The organism is Kitasatospora sp. NPDC032150 (assembly GCF_055579945.1).
Map to the genome: position 1 here is coordinate 1 of NZ_JBVIMH010000053.1, position 20,868 is coordinate 20,868.

Below are 20,868 nucleotides of genomic sequence, written 5' to 3' on the forward strand. Positions count from 1 at the left end.
GACTTTCTTCGCCGATCGTTGATCTACAGGTGTCCCGTTGCCTTGTTCAAGCCCCTTGACCTGCGCACTCATGCCATAACGCAGCGGCGTTGCCGTCTCCACCCAGCGCGGATCACACCGGTCCAGGACACTCTTCGCCAACGCCGTGGTCGCCAGAGCGGCTTCGCCGCCGCTTTCCAGTCCCGCGACCCATCGCCCGATGGTGCGGACCGACACGCCGAGCTCGTCCGCCTTGGTCTGATAGCGGACCATCTTCGGCAGCGCCGGATCGTAGCCGGGACGCGGCTCGCCCTCGCGGGCCAGCCCACGGCTGCCCGACCGGTAGCCATAGAGGACTTCTCGGACGTGCTCGGCCCTCTCCAGCAGGCGCCGCCGCTCCTCCAGACCCAGCTGGGACAGCACAACGGAGGCCAGGTCCATGTCGTCCGCCGACGACGGCCCCGGCCCGTCAGGCACGAACTGCACCCGGTCGGAGAACAGCAGTTCCTTGACCGAGACCCGCACCAACCGGCCAAGCCTGTCCTTCAGGACGACCTCGTTGCCGGCCGTCGTCGCCGCAGTCTCGACGACTTCGACCAGTTCGCCGTCGTAGAGCATCCGGGTGCCGACTCCCAGCCTCACGGCCCCGGAGTTCACGGCCGCCGCCGCAGAACATGCGCCGACCCAAGCGGACTGTCCAGGTCCGTGGTCAGCCACCCCGACCAGAGCAGATGGAACACCGCCGAGCGCACCGCGCCGGGCGCGAAGGCCGGGACCGAGGTAAACGCCTCGGCCAGGGTCGCGCCGTCCAGATCGGCCAGCCGAAGTGCGGCCAGGATCATCGGGTCGAACAGCCAGGCCCGGCCATAGCCGGCCAGGAAACGCAGGTTCTCCAACCGCTCCACCGCTGGCTCGCTCCACACCTGGTAGCCCCAACCGCGCGACTCGACGACAAGTCGACTCCACCCGACGGTGCTCGCGGCCCGCACCATCTGACGCAGGCTCGCGCGCGCCCCCTCCAGGTCCTCCACCGCCTCGGCGAGCGCCTCCTGAAGCTCTCGCTTCTCGCTCTCCCAGGCGCTCTTCTCGGCTCGCAACTCGTCTGTTTGGTTGGTCAGTTCGTTGACACGGGCCCACTAGCTCTCCGGCGCCGACCTGGTCGAGCTGCTGTCCCAAGTTCCGCCGGACGAGGTCCTTGAGTGTGTCCCGCTCCTGACGCAGGGCCGCGATCTCGTGCCGAGCCATCTCCAGATCCGTGCGCAACGACGCCGTGCTCACCGGTCGTCCGACCCCAGGTTGCGCAGGGCGCGCGGCTTGGCGGTCGCGAGCGGCCTCGATGTGCTCGCGGACGCCCTCCGCATAGACCAGCCAGTTGGACACCCCCGCGGTCTTGGCGACCGAAGCGAAGGTGACCGGCTCGCCGTTGGCGACCAGCTCCTGCAGCACCGCCAGCACCCTCGTGCGCTTGTCCCGGCTGTCGCTCCGCCGCGATTCACGCAGAACGTCGGCTGGTGTCCGCTTCCCACTCACAGGCCCTCCTCGGAGCGTCGCACGACGGTCAGCGGCAGCAGCGTGCGGCCGTTCGCGGCCCGGATCTTGCGCAGGGTCCTGCTCGCTTCCTCGATCTCGGCCCGCTCCTGGTCGGTCAAGTCTTCCGTCCGCCACTTCATGTTCGCCCCGTGGAGTGACCAGACCTCCGGCGTGATCCCTAAGGACACCAGATGAGTCAGTCCAACCTGTTCCCCTCGCTCGCGAGCTGGATGGCCGCCGCCCCGGCCGCCCACCCGCTGCGGAAGCTGTTCGACACGGCGGAGGAGAACGATCACCCGACCAGCTACCGCAGGACCATCCTGCAGGCGTTCGACGAGATCATCGCAACGCTGGAGGAGGCTCAGCCGCTGCGGCTGCGCGCGGTGGTGGCGTGCATCTCCCACACCAGGATCTCGGCCGGTTCGACCGCGGTGACCTTCTGCCCGCCCGTCGCGGTGAAGCGCACGGCGTCGCCGGCACTCAGCGGGCCGACGCCTTCCAGCGCGGCCTCGCCGCGGGGGACGTAGAGGTGCACGAAGGGGGCGTCGGGCAACTCGACGCTCTGGCCGGGCTGCAGTCGGGCGACGTGCAGCGCCGCGTAGCGGTTCTTGATGCGGATGGCGCAGGCGCCGTCGTGCCTGTCCATCCCGGAGGCGACCGGGACCAGGCTGCCGGACATCAGCTCGTGCTCGATCTCGAGCTGTTCGTAGCCCGGTACGATCCCGACCTCGTCGGGAACGACCCACATCTGGATGAAGTGGACCGGGTCGGTGTGGGCATCGCCGCCGTTGAGGCGCCAGGAGTCGTTCTTCTCCGAGTGCAGGATGCCGGTGCCGGCGCTCATGCGCTGCGCGAGTCCGGGATAGATCACGCCGGAGTGACCGGTGGAATCCTGGTGCACCAGCGATCCCTGCATCACCCAGGTGACGATCTCCATGTCGCGGTGAGGGTGGGTCTCGAACCCGGCGCCCGGGCGGACGATGTCGTCGTTGTTGACGAGCAACAGTCCGTGGTGGGTGTTGGCGGGGTCGAAGTGCCCACCGAAGGAGAAGGAGTGCTTGGAGTCCAGCCAGTCGATCTTCGTCGCGAAGCGATCGCCGGCGCGGCGGACGTCGATCTGGGGGCTGATCTTGGTGGTGCTCACTGAGGTCATCCTTTCAGGTGCCCGGGTGAGTGGGCCTCGACCACTCCAGCTTAATTGATCCTTCAACTATTCCTTGCGCAATCCGGTGCACCAGGACGGCTCGCGAACCATGGGCAGCACGTGCCTGCGCTGTGCGGTTGGTGCCTCCGGTATGCGACTGGCGCCTCCGGCGTCACTTGGCGTGGGCCCTGCTCGGGTTCGCGCTGCGCAGACGAGAGCGCAGGGCTACCAGGAGTGCGGCGACGACGGCCCATGCGGTCAGGGTGACGAGCGGGCCGGCGAGGTGGGCGGCGTGGAAGTAGCTGAGGTCGGTGATGGCCCGGACGGCGGCACCCGGCGGCAGCAGGGCGGAGACGGCGTGGGCGGCGGGGGGCAGGAGGTCGGCCCCGATGGTGGCTCCGCTGGTGGAGTTGCCGACGGTGAGCAGGAGCAGGGTGGCGGCGGGGATGCCGATGGGGCCGAGGTAGGCGCCCAGGAGCTTGGTGGTGAAGGCGGCGGCCGCGGCCAGCAGGGTGAGGGTGAAGCACAGCGGGGCGAAGGGTGCGGGTACGACCTTCAGGATGGGGCTGGCAATGGCGGTGGCGACGATGCCGATGGCCACGGAGACGCCGGAGATCAGCCAGAACCGGTGGCGCAGGTGCAGCAGACCGGCCAGGCCGAGGGCGTTCTGTGCGAGGACGAATCCGGCCAGGGTCACGCCGAATGCCAGGTAAAAGCCGGCCAGGCCGCGGGCGTCGAAGCGGGCCAGGGGCACGACGTCCGTGGTGGTGACCTGCTTGCCCGCGCTGTTGGCGTAGGCGCCGACCAGGTTCTTCGCGGCCGTGGTGGTGGATAGGCCATCGGCTCCGGCCACCTCCAGGTGCAGTCGACCGTCGGGGGTGCTGCTGAGCGCGGCCGAGTCGTCGTGCTGCGCCAGGGCGCGGCGCGCGGCCGCGGCGTCCGTGGCCGGGTGTACGTCGACACTGTCGCCGAGCGCCTGGCGGAGCTGGCCGGCGAGTTGCTGCCCGGTGACCGCGATGGGCATCCGGTGGGGTTGGGGGTTGCGCTGCAGGCCGAGGTAGCAGCCGAGGAATGCCGCCACCACGACCAGAGCGATCACGGCTGGTTGGAGCCAGGTCCGCACGGCCGGCCGGTTCCGGTGGGTCGGGCTGGGTGGCGGCGGGAGCTCGGCGGCCGTCGCGGCGGGCGTCTGCTCCTGCCCGGGAGCGGATCCTATGGGGCTTTGCATCAGGGGTCTTTCCGTTGGAGGGGGCGTGAGGGTGCCGGGTGGCTCTCCGGCCGCGGCTGGGTCGGCGGCGAGGTTCTGCTGGGCGCGCGCCACCATATAGATCATGACCGTAATCTAAAACGAGAGTACGATAAATGTCGGCTGTCATCCAAACGAGGAGGTGCTTATGGGCCGTGTGTCGCAGGCGCAGGCGCAGGAGAACCGCAAGCGGGTCGTGGTGGCGGCCTCGCGGTTGTTCCGCAAGCAGGGCACGAGCGTGAGCGTCGCCGATCTGATGAAGACGGTCGGCCTGACCCATGGCGGCTTCTACAAGCAGTTCGCCTCGAAGGAGGCGCTGATCGATGAGGCGATCGGGCACGCATTCGGCGAACTGGCCGAGCGGCGCGCCGAAGCGCTCGAAGACCACCGTGGTCGGCGCGAGGAGGCCCAGCAGGCCGTGATCGACGGGTATCTGTCCGCCCGGCACCGGGATGAGCCGGCCGTGGGCTGTCCCGCCGCGGCGCTCGCCGCCGACATGGCCCATGAGGCCGGCGGCCGGGAGGCCCACCACACTTACGCCGAGGGGGTGGCGGACTTCGCCGAGTGGCTCGCCACCGACGGCGAGGACGGCATCGCCCGGCTGTGCACGATGCTCGGCGCGGTCGTGTTGGCCCGCGCCACCAAGGACTCGCCACTGTCCGACGAGATCCTCGCGGCTGCCCGCGCGGCGCTGGCGACGGCCGGCTGACCCGGAGCGGGTCTACCGCCGATGGCAGCTGCCCTGCCACGGCGCGCCAGGCCCGCCCGGCCGGACCCCCTCGCACGGCGGAACTGGCTGGACCTTCTGCGGGGCTAATGGTGCCGCTTGGTCTCGGCTCGGGATGCTCTGGGCATCTTCGGGCGTCTTCGCGCTGCCTTCCTCCCGGCCCGTGCCCGTGGCGGATCGGGATGACTGCCGCGCCACGGGGTACCTGCCTCAGACTTTTAGATGATGATAGTCATCTAAAGCGTAAGGGTCGAACGACCGAGAAGGAGGCGCAGCATGACTGCGCTCGAAGGCTCCGTGGTGTTGGTGACCGGCGGTCAGCGCGGTCTCGGCAGGGCGTTCACCGAAGCGGTGCTGCGGCGCGGCGCCGTGAAGGTCTACGCGACGGCGCGCAAGCCCCGCCCGAGCGAGGACCCGCGGATCGAGGCGGTGCCGCTCGACGTGACCGATCCGGCGGCCGTCACGGCGCTGGCGGAGCGGGCCGGGGACGTCACCGTCGTGATCAACAACGCGGGCGTTCTGCATCCCTCGTCGCTGCTGCAGGCGGACATGGCCGACGTGCGGGCCACCTTCGAGACGAACGTGTTCGGAGCCCTGCGGGTGGCCCGCGCCTTCGCGCCGGTACTGGCGCGGAACGGCGGTGGGGCTCTGGTCGACATCCACTCGGTGCTCTCCTGGGGCGCCGGGGGGACTGTACAACTAGGCCGTGTGTCGAAAGTGGATCTTGAGGCGGTGCATGATCACCGTTCATGGGGCGGGGAGATCTCACGGACAAGCAGTGGGCGGCGCTGGAGCCGTTGCTGCCGAAGGGCGTGAAGGCAGGTCGACCGCTTGTCTGGTCTCGGCGGCAGTTGATCGACGGCATACGGTTCCGGGTCCGGACCGGTGTTCCATGGCGGGACGTACCCGTCGAGTACGGGCCGTGGGGCCGGATCTACGACCTGTTCCGCCGGTGGCAACGGGATGGCACCTGGCACCGGGTCCTCACCCAGCTTCAGTCCCTGGCTGACGCGAAGGGTGCGATCACGTGGGACCTGAGCGTCGACTCCACGATGTGCCGTGCCCATCAGCATGCGGCCGGGGCCCGGAAGCGGGGTGATCTGCAGAAGGAGTCACCGGGTGGTGTCTTTGCCGAGCCTGGTGATCACGGGCTGGGGCGTTCGCGCGGCGGGTTCACCACCAAGCTGCACCTGGCCGTCGAGCAGGGGCAGAAGCCCATGTCGATCGTGGTGACGGCCGGGCAGCGTGGAGACTCGCCGCAGTTCGAACCGGTACTGGAGAAGGTTCGCGTGCCCCGCATCGGACCGGGCCGGCCACGCGTCCGCCCCGATCGCGTGCGGGCCGACAAGGCGTACGCCTCCCGCAGAAACCGCGCCTACCTGCGCCGACGTGGCATTCGCTGCACCATCCCGGGCAAGGCCGACCAGGCTCGCAACCGCAAGAGACTCGGCGCTCGCGGCGGCCGGCCGCCCAAGTTCGACGCCGAGGACTACAAGGCTCGGCATGCGGTCGAATGTGGCATCAATCGTCTCAAAAGGCATCGCGCCGGGGCCGCGAGATACGACAAGCTCGCGGTCCGCTATGAGGCGACCGTCCTCGTCGCGGCCATCAACGAGTGGCTGTGACCACAAACCCGCACCGCCTTTTCGTTAATCCGTTGCCCAGGGGTCCGGCGGCCAGCTAGGTTCGCCCAGCCGCCCGCATCGGTGCAGGCCGGCGCTGTCGACCAGGAGGTGTGGAGCACATGCGCACGAGTGCCCAGGAGTTGAGCTCGCGTACTGACCCTTGCCACCTCCTCTCGACGGAGACACCTTGTCCCTTCGCATCACCCCACTGACCGACCCCGCTCACGGGCCGCACGGCCGGCGTCTCGCCTGGCTGGCCTCGGACGCGGACTCCATCCCTGCCGGGACCGCCTTCTTGCGCCTGCTCGACGGCGGACAAGAGCACCTCGCCGAGCTCGACCTCCGCGTTCATCCCGCGGAGCGCCGCAAGGGCGTCGGCTCCCGGCTCCTCGACACCGCCGTGGCCACCGCCCGGGACAACGCCCGACGCCGCGTCGTAGCGCAGGCCGAAGCCGGATCGCCCGGCGACCACTTCCTGGCGGCACGCGGCTTCCGGAAGGTCCTCACCTTCAGGTACACCCGCCTGGCGATGGCCGACGTGGACACCACCGTCCTCGCCGGAATCGTCGAGCGTCCGCACCCCGGCTACCGGCTGACGTCATGGCAGGGAACCGTCCCCGACGACCTCGCCCGGACGTTCGCCGCCTCACGCCGCGCCATGGACGACATGCCCATGGACGACGCCGAGTACGGCACCGTGGCCTGGGACGTGGACCGCGTGCGGGCCGCGGCGAAGGCCGTCGAACAGCGCGGCGACCACCTGCACACCGTCGTCGCCATCGACGCCTCAAACGGCTCGATCGCCGGGTTCACCGAACTCGTCATCCCCGGCAACGGCGCAGGTGACGGCCAGCACTACGGCACGGGCGTGCTGCCCCAGCACCGTGGTCACGGCCTCGGCCGATGGATGAAGGCCGAGTCGATCCGACAAGCCCATAGGGACTATCCGAACCTCGATGGCCTCCTGACCGACACCGCCGACAGCAACGCGCACATGCGACGGATCAACGACGGTCTCGGCTACACACCCACGCACACGACACACCAGCATCAGCTCGACCTCTAGCAGAGAGCGGACGGGCCGGACCGGGGCATCACCCCGCCCGGCCTGTCCGTGCTTTCGATACACGCCCTAGAGGAGACCCCGCACCACCCGACCGCGCTGACCGGACCTTACTGATACAGCCAGGGCTGGGACGGGGCAGTCCACCAACTGCGGGGCCTGGCCGACGACATGGAGCCCGGCCGCCACCGCCTGGTGGCGGCCGCCGTGTTCAGCTGAGCGTCGTCGGTGCCGTCCGCTACCGTTGACGGGCGGTCAGTGACCGTGGGCCCGGCTCGCCAGCCCGGCATCCGTCCGCCCGCCACCGCTGGCGCACCTGGTCCGGGTCGACCCAGCACCGTGCACTCCAACCCCCGGTCTCGGGACGGCGACCGCCGGGCGGCAGCGCGAACACCGCCAGCCCGCGCACCGCCAGGTCGACGGCCGCCACGGTGGTTGACACTAGGTCAGCAGACGCAGTGGTACTCATGGCCGGCACCGCACTCGCAGCAGTGGAAGCTGCACCCGGTGTGCCCGATACCCGCGTGGTGCCTTGGTTCCCGCCGTGCTCCCGGCGCTACGCGGTTCGGATGGCGTGGTCGCAGTGTGGGCAGGTGCGGCTGCGCAGTTCGGGTGGCCACCAGTGTTGGCTGGGTTCGCTTGGCTGCCATGTGTTTCTGACCATCTCAGCGGTGTCGAGGCCGCAGGCGGTGACCGGGCCGGGGGCGCTCGGCATGTCAGGATCGGACGCGGCCGCGTGCACCACCACGTGGGCCGAGCCGGGGTTCTCCAGGACGACGATGACGCTCACCATCCCAGCCTCAGCGCACCGCAGGTGGCCCGCATCCCGGCCCAGCCAGTGAGACCCGGGTTCCTATGCCGCGCCTGCCGGCACACCGTCGACGACGTGATTGAGCTGGGTACGGGCATCCACGCGGTCCTCGACAGGCAGAGCGGCCCACAACCCGTGCGCAGCCTGACGTTCGGCCTCCGCCAGCCGCCCGCTCTCGGCCAGCTGCTCCGCGTCCAAGCCTTGACGGGCAGCCTCCAAATCACTGTCTCCCGGATCAGCCGTTTCCCCCGATCACGAAGATCGAGGTTGAACAGGTGGAGCGGGAGCTTGGTTACGAGCTGCCGCTCCTGCTCCGCCGTATGATTTCGTCGGGTCATATCAGAGCCGCGGCTCCAGCGGCATTGAGAGCCAGCGTTGGGCCGTTCGGGGCGGGGACGTACTCGCTAGTGTCCGGTGATTTCCGGCGGGTTTGGGAGCCACTCCGACGAGTTTCGGAGCCACTGATCGGGTGATGTGGAGCGCGGCGGACGCTGGTCAGGCTTCGAGGAGCGCGGGGAGGTCAGCAGCCGCCCCAGGGACTCATGTCATGGCGCCCTCGTCCGACGTGACGCCCCGTCGTGTCGTCGGCCGGTCCGGCTCGTTGAACGGTTCGTGACCCCTGCGGAACCGGTTCCGCGGCGGCCAGCTTCGCGAGGTGCCGCACACTTTCTAAGACCGACCGGCAATAGGGAGCGTGGATCAAGGAGCGGGTCGAGAGCCGAGTCTGGGCGTGCATCGTGAGGAGAGCGCAGCGGCGCTGCGCGCGACGAGGGATGTGCGCCCAGGCGAGAGCTATCGGCACGCGACGCCGCGGGCCCTATTGCCGGTCGGTCTAAGTCGGGTGGTGGCGAGCTTCGGCCACACCCGCGGCAGCTTGGCTGAGTGCGGGATCCTGTGGATGGCGAGTGCACATGAGCTTCTCAGGCCACCTGCGCAACAGTACTTTTGGTCAAAGCATTTACATCCCTGGGCGGACGTCAATTGGGGTGCGGTCACCTTAGGTTCCTCGCATGATTGGAATTCGTCGCACTACTGCGGCGGCACCGCTGCTTGCGCTGCCGCTGTCCGTCGCCGCCTCCACCTCTGCGCTGGCCGCATCCCCGTCGCCGACTGTCTCGGCCACCTCGGTGGGGTCGGCCAGCTCGGCCACCGCGCGCGCCGCCCTCCACTTCGACCTCCCGCGCCCGACCGGTCCGAACGCTGTCGGGCGGCAGATCCTGCGCCTCGTCGACCAGGACAGGCCCGACCCGTGGGTTCCGTTGGCGGGTCCGCGCCAGCTGATGGTGTCGATGTACTACCCCGCCATCGCCGGCACGGGTGGCCCGGCCCCGTACATGACGTCCCAGGCGGCCAGGCTCATGCTGGACGGGAAACTGCCGGGCAACACCATCCCCGCCGAGGCGCTCGCCGGCGTCGGGACGTGGTCCAGGTCCGACGCGCTCCCGCGGCACGGCCGGTTCCCCCTGCTGCTGCTCTCTCCCGGCTTCAAATCACCGCGCACCGAACTGACCACCTTCGCCGAGGGCTTGGCCAGTCGCGGTTACGTCGTCGCGCTCGTCGACCACACCTACGAGAACACCGGGACGACGTTCCCCGACGGGCAGACACTCACCTGCGCGGCCATCTGTGACACGCCGCCCCCGGGCGGCCCCGCGGTCGTCGAGGCGAGCCGGGCGAAGGACATGTCCTTCGTCGTCGACCAGTTGACCGCCCACCCGCACCCCGCCTGGCGCTACGCCCACATGATCGACGTCCACCGGATCGGCATCGCCGGGCACTCAATGGGCGGCGCGACAGCCGTCCCAGCCCTGGCCACGGACCACCGGATCAGGGCCGGGGTCGACCTGGACGGCACCATGCACTACCACGTCCCCGCCGGCGGACTCGGCGGCAAGCCGTTCATGATGATCGGCCACCCGCTGCCCGCCGGGCAGGAGGATGACACCTGGACGGATGCCTGGGCCAAGCTCGACGGCTGGAAGCGCTGGCTGACCATCGCGGGCTCGAACCATGGGACGTTCACCGACGACAACCCGGGGGTTTCTTCGCGTTCTTCGTGGTGCTGGTGCTCTTCACACCGTGGCGGGCCTTGGGTGCTGCTCCTGGGCTTCGGCGATCGCGCGTTCCAGGATGGCGGTCAGGTCTGTGACGGGGCGGCCGGGTGGCAGAACGCGGGAAGCGGGGGCGTGCGGAGGCTCGATGCCGGCGAGGCGGGCTTCGACGACTTCCTCCAGGGCGCGGGCGTAGTCGTCGTGTTCGGTCTCGATCCGGAAGTCGGCGGTGACCGCCTCCATCAGCTGCCTGGCGAGCTGGACCTCTGTCGGGCTGAGCTCGACATCGTGCGGGGCGAGGTCCGTGGTGGGGCGGAGCTGGTCTGGCCACAGCAGGGTGTGGAGCGCGATGACGTTGCCGCCGTGCACCCTCAGCACGGCCAGACTCTCCTTGCTCCTCAGCGCCACGCGGGCGATGCCGACCTGGTCGGCATCGAGAATGGCCTGGCGCAGCAGCGCGTACGGTCGCTGCCCGGCATCCAGGCCCGGTCCCCCGCTGCGTCCCGCCCCCTGTTTGATGCCTACCCATCCTGAACTGCGGCGGATCGGGCCCTCAGGAGATAGCTGCGGCCGCGACCTGCGCCGATGGCCGGATCCCAAGCTGAACGAAAGTTGAACTAGAACAACAGTTCGAATACTTTGGAGGGGTGACCGGCGCAGTCCCTTTCTCCCGACGCCAGCACCCGGACCACCTGCCCGGGGATGCGGTGCAGGCGCCGCGCGAGCTGATGTCCGGCCTCGGGCGTAGCTGGGACACCGAGCCACGCTGGCGGTGGGTGGAGATCCGGATCAGCGGCCGGTGGCGGCCTGGCCGGGTGGAGCGGTGGCGCCTGCACCAGGGCTCGACCAGCTGGGTGGCGCTGGTGCGGTGGGGCCCGGACACGTTCGACTGGGCCTGGTACCTCTACGATCCGCGCCGGACCCCGGAGCCGGCTGCCTCGGCTGGGCCAGCGAGCTGGTGACGGGCGACAGCGCGGGTGCGGCGGCCGAGCTTGCGGACGCCCTGGATGCCTTCGCCCACCAAGCCGGGGCGTCCGGCAGCAGCGACGTCTGGGTGACCATCGGCACCCCGCATGACATCGAACAACGCACCATCCAGCTGCCGGTCGACCTGGTCGACTGGGTCTCGGAGATGGTCCGCGACGCCGCCCGGGAGTTGGAGCTCGGCCTCGCCGCCGACCGCGACGACACCGGGAGCTGGTGGGACGGACTGTAAAGGCGAGTTGGGCCCAGTCACTATCGCGGTGGCCGGGCGCCCGATTCGGCGTTCCGGCAGACTCTGGCGCGGCCGGTGGCGTCGCGCAGCCGTGGCCCAAGCAGACAGCAGGGCCATGGGGCAGCCGGGCTAGCACTTCACCGGCCACCTCCATGACTCGGTGCCACTACGTGAAGAGCGGGACGACCCTCCCAGAACCGCGACGCAGAGAGTCAGCTTCGCCGAACGCGGCTCCGCCAAGCAGCAGGGCGCTCGGCAGGCTCTTACCGTCCACCAAGATCGCGACCTGGAACGCGGACTTTTACAACACCCGCCGTCGGCACAGCGCGGCCGGCGGCCTGCCACCGTCCAGACCGCCACGACGCTGATGCTGGCCGAGCCCGCCGTCGCCGTGCTCGCCGAACGTCTCCCTGCCGTCTCATCATGGTCCGGCTTCGCCATCCTCGCCGCAGGGCTGGCGTTCCTCGCTCTGGGCCGATCCTGACGCTGCGGTGGCCGGCCGCGCAGGAAGTCGGATCCGCCGACTTCCTGCGCATCTACCCGTTCTTCCGCGGACCTCTGCAGGCCGCGCCGTGGTGCGGCCCGGACTGGGGAGGGGGCTGCCAGCGCGCCGATGCCTGGCCGGGCCGTCATTGCCTGCTCGAACGGACCGGAGGTGGACGCGCAATAGGCTGCCCGTCCTGAGGCCTTCTGCGTCTTTCCGAGGATTCCGTGACCGACAACCACATTCTCCGTTCCCGTCCCATTCGCTCTTCTCCGACCTAAGGTGACACGAAGTCAGCGAAACACCCCAGATACCCTCGGGAGGAACGCCATGACACGAACAAGAACAAAAATCCACCCGCTGTCCGTGATATTCGCTGCCGTGCTGGCCGTACTGGCTGTGCTGCAACTCGTCACTGCGGCACCGTCCCTGGCCGCTGGTGCGGACGCGGCGGAGCGCAGGCAGGCGGACATCACGCTCCTGCTTGGCAAGGTGCCCGGTCTGACCATCCGGGAACAGCGGACGGTGGACGGCGGGGGTCGGCAGTACCTGATGGAGTTTCGGCAGTGGGTCGACCACGCCGACCACGCGAAGGGGACGTTCCAGCAGCGGCTCAACCTGGTGCACCGCTCGCTCTCCGCGCCGACGGTGCTCTACTCCACCGGGTACGAGCTCGACGAGACCCCGGCGCGGAGCGAGCCAGCCACACTGCTGGACGGCAACGAGCTGAAGATCGAGCACCGGTTCTTCGCGTCCTCGACGCCGGCCCCGCCCGACTGGGGCACGCTCACCATCAGGCAGTCGGCGGACGACTACCACGCCGTGGTGTCAGCGCTGAAGCGCGTGTACCGGGGGAACTGGATCAGCACCGGGTGGAGCAAGGGCGGAATGGCGTCCGTCTACTACCGGCGCTTCTACCCGCAGGACGTGGCGGGCACGGTTGCGTACGTGGCGCCGAACAACGTGGACGGCGTTGACAACGGCGCCTACGACCGGTTCCTGGCCACCGTCGGGGAGCCGGCGTGCCGGGGCGGGGTGGAGCGGGTGAGCCGCCAGCTACTGCAGCACCGGGAGGAGTTGGCGGCCCGGCTGGATGCCTGGGCGCGGGCCGGGTCGTACACGTTCACGCGGACGTTTGCCACCACCGACCGGGCGGTGGAGTACCTGGCTATGGAGTCGGTGTTCTCTTTCTGGATGCTGTGGGGCGACGAACGGTGCGGCCTGGTGCCAGTGTCGAACGCCACCGTCGACACCCTGTGGGGCTGGCTGAACTTCAGCCTCGACGGACTGGACGGCTACACCGACCAGCGGATCTCGGCGCACGTCGGCTACTACTACCAGGCGGCCACCCAACTCGGCAGCCCAGCACCGTCGTTTGCGTGGCTTGCGGACCTCCGCCGCTACCCGGACGTGGACCGGATCCGGAACTTCCTGCCACCCGAGCTGCGGGACCGGCCCTTCGACGCCGACGCGATGCGCGACGTCCAGGGTTGGATCAACCACGGCGGCGAGCGGCTGATGTTCGTCTACGGGCAGCGGGACCCGTGGGGCGCCAAGAGGTTCGCGGTGGGCGAGTGCACCCGGGACTCGGCCGTGCTCACCGCGCCTGGCGCCACCCACGGCACGACCTCGCTCGCCGCGCTGCCGGCGCCCGACGCGGCCAGGGCCAAGGCGATGCTGGCCCGTTGGGGCGGCCGTAAAACACTGCGTTAACGCGCCAAACGGGATTGGTCCATTGTCAGAAGCGGCATATGGCGCTTCTCTCAACTGCCTTTACAGGGGCGTTGACGCGTTGATTCGAGTGCGTCCGTCGACTTAGCTTTCCGATGTCCGGCAGCAGCATTCACACGTCCCTTCTTTCGAAAGGAACAGCATCATGTCTGCAACCACCACCGTCGCCGACCCCTTCGTGCTCGACGTCAAGGTGACCGCCCAGGGCGAGACCGCAGCCGAGCCGTGGCCGACCGCCACCTGCCTCGGCTGCACCAGCCGTTGCCCCTCGGTCAAGGCCAGCTGCACCGTGCTCAGCTGCATGACGCAGTGCCCGATCGGCTGCTGATACCGATGAGAAGGTGCCGGCCGTCCCCGGGGACGGCCGGCACCCGCGTTTGACGTCCGGAACACGCACCAGAGAACGGGTGGCCATGTCGAACCTTTGGAACTCCGCAGCTCCCCCTGACCTGTCGGCCGCGGCGCTCGCCAGGGCCACCCTGATCGGGGAGCGCCTCTCCCAGGAGGAGCTGGTTGCCGAGTCAGTGGAGCGGGCCGCCGCCATGGCCCGAAACCCCTTCGAGTGGGGAGGTGCGTCCCTCGGCAAGGGGCACACCGGCGTGGCCCTGCTCCAACTCGCCCTGGCAAAGCATGCGGAGAGCGCGCAGATCGACGGGAGCCCGGAGAATGAGGAGGGGGCGCACCAGGGGTGGCTCGCCCGGGCGCAGGCCCAGCTCGGCGGCGCGGTCGGCAGCACCCACACCCATCCGCTCACCACCACCTCGCTGTTGCTGGGCAGTTCGGGCCTGGCCCTGGCAGTCGAGGAGTTCCGGCAAACCGATGACCGCTACGCGCCGAGCGCCCGCCGACTGTGGCAGCAGGTGGCCGAGCAGGTTCGTGGATACAACTGGCCGGTAAGCGAACGTAGTTACGCCGCCACCGACTACGACGTGATCTCCGGCGCGGCGGGCGTGCTCGGAGCACTGATCTCCGCCCCCGAGGCGCTCTCCAAACACCGGGAGACCGTCGACATCCTGGTGCGATACCTCCTGGACACGGTCGGCGGCTCGGACAGGGACCTGGCCTGCCGGATCATGCCCGAGCAGTTCCCGCTGGAGGAGTACCGCGAGCAGTATCCCTTCGGCTACTACAACACCGGGCTCTCCCACGGCATCCCCGGCATACTATCGGCGCTCGCCACCGCCTACCGGACCGGCTGCGACGGTCCCGTGGTCCGCGCCGCGCTGAGTCGGCTGGCGGACCGGCTGCTCGACTGGTCAACGCCGGACCACTTCGGGCCGGATTGGCCTGCCGGGGTGCCGCTTACCGAGGACGGCGCAGCGGACCCGGTCGAGGCCGTCCCGACCCGCACCGCCTGGTGCTACGGCACCCCCGGGGTCGCCGTCGCCCTGTTCCAGGCCGGCACGGCACTGGGCGACACCGCCCTGCTGTCGGCCGCCGTCGACGCCCACGGTGCCGCGATGGCCCGCGTCCGGGCCGTGCCCGAGTCCGTCTCCTCGCCGACGATCTGCCACGGTGTGGCCGGCCTGCTCTGCACAGCCGTCTTCTTCGCGGAGCAGACGCACACACAGCAGACCAGCGAGAAGCAGACGAGTACAGCACGACCCGGCAACCCGGCGGCCCAGGACGACGTCAACTGGCTCACCAAACAGCTGCTCGCCCAGTGCGACCCGGCGCACCCGCTTGTCGTCCGGGACGAGGAGTCGACGGGCAACTTCGTCGACGACCCGTGCTTCCTGACCGGCGCCGCCGGCGTAGGCCTGGCCTTGCTGGCGGCCAGCGGTGGCGGCCGGCAACTGTGGTGGAACGGCCTGATGCTCCATGGCTGAGGAGCGAAGCAAGGCGGCGGCCGAGGAACGAGGAAGGACGACGATGGTGGCACAAGGCCTTTACGAGCCAGCCGGGTTCGCCCTGCTGCGGGCGCCGATGCAGAGCATGGCGACCTTCACGGAACTGAACGACGGCCGGGACCGAATCCTGGAGATCGCCGCCCGGCCCGAGGTACGGGAGGCCCTACAGATCGCCAGCCCCGACCTGGCGCGGGCGCTGGACCGGTACGAGGCGGGCGGGGCCGACAGCGAGCGCCGGACCGAGCGGTTGCTGTCCGGTCTGGCGCGCTACATCGGCCGGATGAGCAGCCGACCCACACCGTTCGGTGCGTTCGCGGGCGTCGCCCTCATACCGCTGTCCGAGTCGACCAGTACCGTCCTTTCCCCGGCCGAGGCCGTCACCCAGACCCGCTCGGATATGCGGTGGCTGATGGACCGCCTTAGCGCACTCGAGTCCGACCAGGGGCTGATGGCCCGCTCGCGGCTCTTCTGGAACCCGCTGATCGCCGACCTGGACGACCGCTTTGTGCTCCCCTACGCGGACGTCTACGGCAAGAGCGACAACCGGGCGATCACCATCGCCGCCACGCCGATGCTACGCCGGATCGGCGTGCTCTGCGCGGAGCCCGTCCCGTTCGGCGAACTCGTCGACGCGCTCGTCGCCGAGACCGGGGAGCAGTACCGGGAGTCCGCGCGCAGCTTCCTCCTGATGCTGCACGAGTCCCGCTTCCTGCTGACCGACCTGAGGCCGCTGCGTACCGACTTCCGCCCTGAGACCCATCTGCACCGGCTGCTCGCCGAGCGCACCGGGCCAGGGGCCGCCGCCTGGGCGGACCTGCGGGACCTGCTCGACCGCAGCGACCGGGCCCGACCCGGGACGAGGTCCGGGCTGCTCCGACAGGCGGCGGAGCAGCAGCGGGAGATCCACAAGGACGCCACGGCCGTGCCGTTCCACGTGGACACCCGGCTCGGTGTGCGTGAGCCCTCGGTGAACCGGGCGATCGGGGTCGCCGCCGCTCTCGCCGTCGAGACGCTGATGCGGCTGGGCTGCCATCCCGTCCGGCAGGCGCACCTCGCGGAGTACCACGAGCGCTTCGTTGAGCGGTACGGCACCGACACCGAGGTGCCGGTGCTGGAACTGCTCGACGCCGCCGCAGGGTTGGGCGCGCCGGCGACATACACCCAGCCCGCCGCGCCGCGCAGTCCCCGTATCCCGCCGTACCCAGGCCGCCCCGACGCGCAGCAGCGCCACCTGGCCCGGCTTCTGGCCGACTGCCTGCGCTCGGGCAGCCGCACGCTGACCCTCTCGGACGAGGACGTGGACCGGATGACGGTCTGGGACCCGGCCTCGTCGGACGCACGCCCGCTGCCCGCCGTCGACCTCTTCTGCCAGGTGCAGGCGGCCTCCCCGGCTGCGATCGACGCGGGCGACTGGCGGCTCGTGGTGGCGGCCGACGGTGTCACCTTCGGCGGCCGCTCAGTGGGCCGCTTCGGCGGGGTGCTCGGCGCGGACGCGGTCGAGGAGCTGCGCCGTTACGTGGGCACCGCCCAGGAGCGCGGCGGCGACGCGATCCATGCCGAGGTGAACTACCAGCCGACCTTCGCGGTCGGGGCCAATGTGGCCACCCACCCGGCCACTCGCGCGTACGAGATCCTCGTCAACGCGCTGCCGACGGTGCCGCGGGAGCAACAGATCCCGCTGTCGGACCTCGTCGTCGGTGCCACCGCGAAGCGGTTCTACCTGCGCTCGCTGCGCCTGGGCCGGGAGGTAGTCGCGGAGCAGACCCACATGCTGGTCGGCACCACCGCGCCGAACGCCGCCCGGTTCGTTCTGGAGGCGTCCCAGGACGGCGTCGCGCTGCCGGTCGGCTTCCAGTGGCACGACCTGGACACCCTTCCGTTCCTGCCCCGGGTGTGCCGGGGCAACGTGGTGCTCCGCTCGGCGCAGTGGAACCTGCGGCCTGGTGAGCTGGTGGCCGGTCCGGACGACCACGACGGCGAGCGCTTCGACGCCGCCCTGGCGACGCTGCGCGAACGCTGGGGAATCGACCGGTACGTCTACGTCGTCCAGCTCGACAACCGCCTGCTGCTCGACCTGGACAGCGCCCTCGGCCGGCAGCAGCTGCACCGGGAAGCCCTGTCGGCGCTGCGGGACGGCTCGCCCGCTTTCCTGGAATTGCACGAGATGCTGCCCGGGACGGCCGACCTGTGGCTGCGGGACACCGAAGGCCGCTCCTACGTCAGCGAGTTGGTGGTGCCGGTGGTGGTGCGGGCAGAGGCCGGCACCGCGCCGGACGTGCCGCGCACCCCGGAGGCCGCGTACCGGCGGCTGGTGCAGATCCCGGAGCGGGTAGGCCTGCGCAGCTCCCGGCGGCGGTTCCCGCCCGGCGGGGAGTGGACCTATCTGAAGGTGTACGGCGACGCCGCCGCCCAGGACACGCTGATCACCGGCCCGCTGGCCGAACTAGCCGCGGGGCTGGGCGGGCACGGCCTGCTCGACCGGTGGTTCTTCGTCCGGTACGCCGACCCGGACCCCCACGTGCGGGTGCGCCTGCACGCCGGTCACGAGGAGGCCCGCGAGGCCGTCCTGCTGGAGGCGGTGCGCTGGGGGCGCCGGCTGGTCGGCACAGGAGTCGCTGCCCGCGTCCAGCTCGACACCTACGAGCGGGAGATCGAACGCTACGGCGGCATCGAGGTGATCGCGGACGCGGAGCGGCTGTTCGGCGCCAACAGCGACCTGGTAGTCCGGCTGCTGCAGGCCTCGGCCGGGGACGGCCCGCCCGCGGCGGAGCACCTGCTGATCGCCGCGCACCATGCGCTCTACCGGGACTGGTACGACGCGGCCCCGGAGCGGGCGCCGCTGCTGCCTGAGCTCACCAGGGCCATGCGCGAAGACTTCCGGTCCGAACGGCGCTACCTCACCAACCTCCTGGCGCCCTGGCCAGCCCACCCGCTCCCGCTCGCCGCCGAACATCGCGAGCTGCTGGCGCCGCTGTTCGCCGCGCAACGGCCGGCGGTCGTCGCCCTGCGGGAGGCGGTGCGCCGGCACTATCCGGGGGAGCGGGGCGTGGCGGTCGAGCAGGCCGTGCTCGTCAGCCTGGCGCACATGCAGAGCAACCGGCTGCTCGGCGTGGACCGGGAGAAGGAGGAGTACTGCTACGGGCTGTGGCGGCTGGCCCTGGACGCGATCCGGGCCAGGCCCGTGGACGTGCCAGCCCGGGCGGGGGCCCGATGAGCGGCACGGACCCGACCGACGACTCGGCCAGGCCGGCGGGCCGCTGGTCGCGGCTCCGTACGGGCGCCCGCGTGGTCGCGCTGTTCTGGCGGCTCAGCCCGCGGACGGTCTGCGTGGTGCTCGGCCTCACGCTGGTCACCGGGCTGCTCCCGTCGCTGCAGATCAAACTGACCCAGGAGGCGGTGCAGAGCGTCGTTGACGCGATCCAGGGCGGCGGTTCGACCCGGGCGGCGGTGGTCACCGGCTGCCTGCTGGCCGCTCTGGCCGTCCTGATGCACCTGTTCTCCACCTGGGAGCAGTACGCCAAGATGCTGCTCCAGTTGCAGTTCATGTACCGGGTCAACGAGCGGCTGATGAGCAAGGCGACCCGGCTGGACCTGGAGCAGTACGAGAATGCCGACACCTACGACATCCTCCAGCGGGCCAACCGCGAGGGCACCAGTCGGCCGTACCAGATTTTCCAGGGGATCATCGAGGTCGGCCAGAGCACCGTCCAACTGGCCTCCGTGGCGGGCGTGCTGCTCTCCTGGAACATCTGGGTCGGCCTGCTCATCCTGGTGTCGCCGGCGCCGTCGATCGCGGCCTCGCTGATCTACGGGCGGCGCGGCTACACGGTGGAGCGTGAGCGGGCCTCGAAGCGGCGCATGATGCAGTACCTCCAGTACCTCACCACCACCGACCGGACGTTCAAGGAGGTCAGACTGTTCAACCTCGGCGGGCTGTTCGTCGGTCGGTACCGGGCGCTCAGCGAGGAGTTCTATGGGACGGACCGGGTGCTGGCCAGAAAGCAGGCGTTCGCGGCTTTCCCGTTGGGGCTGCTCAGCGTGCTGGTCTCCTCTGGCGCGCTGGTGTACGCGCTGGCGACCACGGCGTCGGCCGGGGCGGTCGGCCGACTGGCCGCGTACACCCAGGCGATCAACGTGGTGCAGGCGTCCGCGCACAGCGTGCTGTTCGGCATCGGCGAGCTCTACCGGAACGTCCTGTTCGTCGGGAACGTCTTCGAGTACCTGGACCTGCCAGAGTCCCGGATCACCGGCGGCACCCGGAAGTTCCCTGCCAAGCTCAAGCAGGGCATCGAGTTCCGGGACGTGAGCTTCACGTACCCGGGCACCGAACGGCCGGTGTTCTCCGGGCTCTCCTGCGTGATCCCGGCTGGCCGCTGCACGGCGATCGTCGGGCACAACGGCGCCGGCAAGACCACGCTGGTCAAGCTGCTGGGCCGGCTCTACGAGCCGACCTCCGGGGAAATCCTGATCGACGGGGTGCCGATCCAGGAGTACGACCTGGACGACTTGCGGGCCAACATCGGGGTCATCTTCCAGGACTTCGTCCAGTACGAGATGACGGCGGCGGAGAACATCGGCTTCGGGTCGGTGGCCGACCTCGGGGACAGCGGCCGGGTGCGCCGCGCCGGCCGCGAGAGCGGCGCGGACGAGTTCCTGGGCCGCATGCCGGAGGGCTACGACTCGGTGCTGGGGCGGATGTTCGAGGGCGGTCGGCAACTGTCGATCGGCCAGTGGCAGAAGGTGGCCCTGGCCCGCGCGTTCATGCGCAGGGCACCGCTGGTGGTGCTGGACGAGCCGACCGCGTCGATCGATGCCGAGGCGGAGGCGGAGGTCTTCGGCAAGCTCCAGGAGATCGCCGCCGGCGCAACCGCCGTCCTGATCGCCCACCGCTTCTCGACCGTCCGGATGGCCGACGAGATCCTGGTCCTGGAACAGGGGGCGCTCATCGAGCGCGGCAGCCACCGGGAGCTAATGCGGCTCGACGGGGCGTACGCCAGGCTGTTCACGCTCCAGGCGGCGGGCTACCTGGACGACGATCCCGTTCCGAACCCGGAGATTGACGACACGTCAGGGAAGGTAGGATCGCAGCATGACTCCGCGAAATTCCGACCTGCCTGATGGTGCCGCCGCGAAGAGTCCGTCCGCCGAGCAGCGCCCGGCCCGCTCCTGGCTGATGCGCGGTGTGGCGCTCGCCGTTCTCGGAATCGCGCTGGTGGCTGGTGCAACCCTGGGCTGGTTCCCGCTCGGCGACGATCCGTTCATCCGGCATGCGCCGCAGTTGCTCGGAATCCTGATGATCGGCCAGGGCACGTACTGGATGGCCCGGTCGCGGGCAGGCAAGGACAGTTCCTGATTCCGGGGCGGCTGGTGCCCAGCGGGCTTCCTCGCTGGGCACCAGCCGCCGTCAGCGC

Annotated in this window: 18 protein-coding genes and 3 pseudogenes; 14 read left to right on the forward strand and 7 right to left on the reverse strand. The window is 70.1% G+C overall.

Features of this window, described 5'->3' with window-relative positions; translation table 11 throughout:
- The 6 genes and pseudogenes from ACZ5ON_RS33855 to ACZ5ON_RS33880 all read right to left on the reverse strand — a co-directional run.
- Window positions 1-597, reverse strand: a pseudogene (locus ACZ5ON_RS33855) (hypothetical protein); the annotation flags it as partial.
- Window positions 598-632: 35 nt separating this feature from the next.
- On the reverse strand, window positions 633-1,076 hold the full coding sequence (locus ACZ5ON_RS33860) for a hypothetical protein (RefSeq protein ID WP_465600902.1): 444 nt from the start codon (window positions 1,074-1,076) through the stop codon (window positions 633-635).
- 154 nt (window positions 1,077-1,230) lie between these two features.
- Window positions 1,231-1,509: pseudogene (locus ACZ5ON_RS33865) on the reverse strand (DUF6262 family protein); the annotation flags it as partial.
- The gene (locus tag ACZ5ON_RS33870) at window positions 1,506-1,628 is read right to left on the reverse strand and encodes a hypothetical protein (protein WP_465600838.1); all 123 of its coding nucleotides are present in this window, start codon (window positions 1,626-1,628) and stop codon (window positions 1,506-1,508) included. The pseudogene ACZ5ON_RS33865 and the gene ACZ5ON_RS33870, both read right to left, overlap by 4 nt.
- A 242-nt stretch (window positions 1,629-1,870) precedes the next feature.
- Window positions 1,871-2,662: a pirin family protein gene (locus tag ACZ5ON_RS33875; protein ID WP_465600841.1), complete on the reverse strand. Its 792-nt coding sequence runs from the start codon at window positions 2,660-2,662 to the stop codon at window positions 1,871-1,873.
- Between the two features lie 163 nt (window positions 2,663-2,825).
- Window positions 2,826-3,881 (reverse strand): hypothetical protein, encoded by a 1,056-nt coding sequence (locus tag ACZ5ON_RS33880; RefSeq protein ID WP_465600844.1) that lies wholly within the window; start codon window positions 3,879-3,881, stop codon window positions 2,826-2,828.
- A gap of 166 nt (window positions 3,882-4,047) precedes the next feature.
- Here ACZ5ON_RS33880 and ACZ5ON_RS33885 point away from each other — a divergent pair, with 166 nt between their 5' ends.
- The 5 genes and pseudogenes from ACZ5ON_RS33885 to ACZ5ON_RS33905 all read left to right on the forward strand — a co-directional run.
- A complete protein-coding gene (locus ACZ5ON_RS33885) occupies window positions 4,048-4,608 on the forward strand; it encodes a TetR/AcrR family transcriptional regulator (protein WP_465600847.1) in 561 nt (186 codons plus the stop codon).
- A 294-nt stretch (window positions 4,609-4,902) separates the two neighbouring features.
- The gene (locus ACZ5ON_RS33890) at window positions 4,903-5,442 is read left to right on the forward strand and encodes an SDR family NAD(P)-dependent oxidoreductase (RefSeq protein WP_465600849.1); all 540 of its coding nucleotides are present in this window, start codon (window positions 4,903-4,905) and stop codon (window positions 5,440-5,442) included.
- Entirely contained in the window at window positions 5,376-6,251 is an 876-nt protein-coding gene (locus tag ACZ5ON_RS33895) for an IS5 family transposase (RefSeq protein ID WP_465600851.1), read from the forward strand. Before ACZ5ON_RS33890 ends, ACZ5ON_RS33895 begins: the two co-directional genes overlap by 67 nt.
- A gap of 187 nt (window positions 6,252-6,438) precedes the next feature.
- Window positions 6,439-7,317, forward strand: coding sequence for a GNAT family N-acetyltransferase (locus tag ACZ5ON_RS33900; RefSeq protein WP_465600854.1), 879 nt, complete (start codon window positions 6,439-6,441; stop codon window positions 7,315-7,317).
- A gap of 2,166 nt (window positions 7,318-9,483) precedes the next feature.
- Window positions 9,484-10,140 (forward strand): annotated as a pseudogene (locus ACZ5ON_RS33905) (alpha/beta hydrolase family protein); the annotation flags it as partial.
- 57 nt (window positions 10,141-10,197) lie between these two features.
- On the opposite strand, the gene ACZ5ON_RS33910 reads toward ACZ5ON_RS33905, so the two are convergent.
- Window positions 10,198-10,941 carry a Ku protein gene (locus tag ACZ5ON_RS33910; RefSeq protein WP_465600899.1) on the reverse strand — a complete coding sequence of 248 codons (744 nt, stop codon included), beginning with the start codon at window positions 10,939-10,941 and terminating at the stop codon, window positions 10,198-10,200.
- Here ACZ5ON_RS33910 and ACZ5ON_RS33915 point away from each other — a divergent pair.
- From ACZ5ON_RS33915 to ACZ5ON_RS33955, 9 genes are all read left to right on the forward strand, one after another.
- Window positions 10,824-11,138 carry a hypothetical protein gene (locus ACZ5ON_RS33915; RefSeq protein ID WP_465600857.1) on the forward strand — a complete coding sequence of 105 codons (315 nt, stop codon included), beginning with the start codon at window positions 10,824-10,826 and terminating at the stop codon, window positions 11,136-11,138. The genes ACZ5ON_RS33910 and ACZ5ON_RS33915 overlap by 118 nt on opposite strands.
- Window positions 11,135-11,392 carry a hypothetical protein gene (locus ACZ5ON_RS33920; protein WP_465600859.1) on the forward strand — a complete coding sequence of 86 codons (258 nt, stop codon included), beginning with the start codon at window positions 11,135-11,137 and terminating at the stop codon, window positions 11,390-11,392. Before ACZ5ON_RS33915 ends, ACZ5ON_RS33920 begins: the two co-directional genes overlap by 4 nt.
- A 160-nt stretch (window positions 11,393-11,552) precedes the next feature.
- Window positions 11,553-11,876, forward strand: coding sequence for a hypothetical protein (locus ACZ5ON_RS33925; RefSeq protein WP_465600861.1), 324 nt, complete (start codon window positions 11,553-11,555; stop codon window positions 11,874-11,876).
- Between the two features lie 366 nt (window positions 11,877-12,242).
- The gene (locus ACZ5ON_RS33930) at window positions 12,243-13,589 is read left to right on the forward strand and encodes a S28 family serine protease (RefSeq protein ID WP_465600864.1); all 1,347 of its coding nucleotides are present in this window, start codon (window positions 12,243-12,245) and stop codon (window positions 13,587-13,589) included.
- Window positions 13,590-13,752: 163 nt separating this feature from the next.
- Window positions 13,753-13,935, forward strand: a complete 183-nt coding sequence (locus ACZ5ON_RS33935) for a hypothetical protein (RefSeq protein WP_465600867.1) — start codon at window positions 13,753-13,755, stop codon at window positions 13,933-13,935.
- Between the two features lie 85 nt (window positions 13,936-14,020).
- Window positions 14,021-15,436 (forward strand): lanthionine synthetase C family protein, encoded by a 1,416-nt coding sequence (locus ACZ5ON_RS33940; RefSeq protein WP_465600869.1) that lies wholly within the window; start codon window positions 14,021-14,023, stop codon window positions 15,434-15,436.
- Between the two features lie 43 nt (window positions 15,437-15,479).
- The gene (locus ACZ5ON_RS33945; RefSeq protein ID WP_465600872.1) at window positions 15,480-18,671 is read left to right on the forward strand and encodes a lantibiotic dehydratase; all 3,192 of its coding nucleotides are present in this window, start codon (window positions 15,480-15,482) and stop codon (window positions 18,669-18,671) included.
- The gene (locus ACZ5ON_RS33950; protein WP_465600874.1) at window positions 18,668-20,575 is read left to right on the forward strand and encodes an ABC transporter ATP-binding protein; all 1,908 of its coding nucleotides are present in this window, start codon (window positions 18,668-18,670) and stop codon (window positions 20,573-20,575) included. The genes ACZ5ON_RS33945 and ACZ5ON_RS33950 overlap by 4 nt, the downstream gene beginning before the upstream one ends.
- The gene (locus tag ACZ5ON_RS33955) at window positions 20,547-20,810 is read left to right on the forward strand and encodes a hypothetical protein (protein WP_465600877.1); all 264 of its coding nucleotides are present in this window, start codon (window positions 20,547-20,549) and stop codon (window positions 20,808-20,810) included. The genes ACZ5ON_RS33950 and ACZ5ON_RS33955 overlap by 29 nt, the downstream gene beginning before the upstream one ends.
- Window positions 20,811-20,868: the final 58 nt, after the last annotated feature.

Bases quoted from the DNA above. Each gene is read 5' to 3' on its own strand.
- ACZ5ON_RS33885 (WP_465600847.1), top strand. From the start codon at position 4,048: ATGGGCCGTGTGTCGCAGGCGCAGGCGCAGGAGAACCGCAAGCGGGTC.
- ACZ5ON_RS33945 (WP_465600872.1), top strand. From the start codon at position 15,480: ATGGTGGCACAAGGCCTTTACGAGCCAGCCGGGTTCGCCCTGCTGCGG.
- ACZ5ON_RS33955 (WP_465600877.1), top strand. From the start codon at position 20,547: ATGACTCCGCGAAATTCCGACCTGCCTGATGGTGCCGCCGCGAAGAGT.
- ACZ5ON_RS33950 (WP_465600874.1), top strand. From the start codon at position 18,668: ATGAGCGGCACGGACCCGACCGACGACTCGGCCAGGCCGGCGGGCCGC.
- ACZ5ON_RS33940 (WP_465600869.1), top strand. From the start codon at position 14,021: ATGTCGAACCTTTGGAACTCCGCAGCTCCCCCTGACCTGTCGGCCGCG.
- ACZ5ON_RS33875 (WP_465600841.1), bottom strand. From the start codon at position 2,662: ATGACCTCAGTGAGCACCACCAAGATCAGCCCCCAGATCGACGTCCGC.
- ACZ5ON_RS33890 (WP_465600849.1), top strand. From the start codon at position 4,903: ATGACTGCGCTCGAAGGCTCCGTGGTGTTGGTGACCGGCGGTCAGCGC.
- ACZ5ON_RS33935 (WP_465600867.1), top strand. From the start codon at position 13,753: ATGTCTGCAACCACCACCGTCGCCGACCCCTTCGTGCTCGACGTCAAG.
- ACZ5ON_RS33895 (WP_465600851.1), top strand. From the start codon at position 5,376: ATGGGGCGGGGAGATCTCACGGACAAGCAGTGGGCGGCGCTGGAGCCG.
- ACZ5ON_RS33880 (WP_465600844.1), bottom strand. From the start codon at position 3,881: ATGCAAAGCCCCATAGGATCCGCTCCCGGGCAGGAGCAGACGCCCGCC.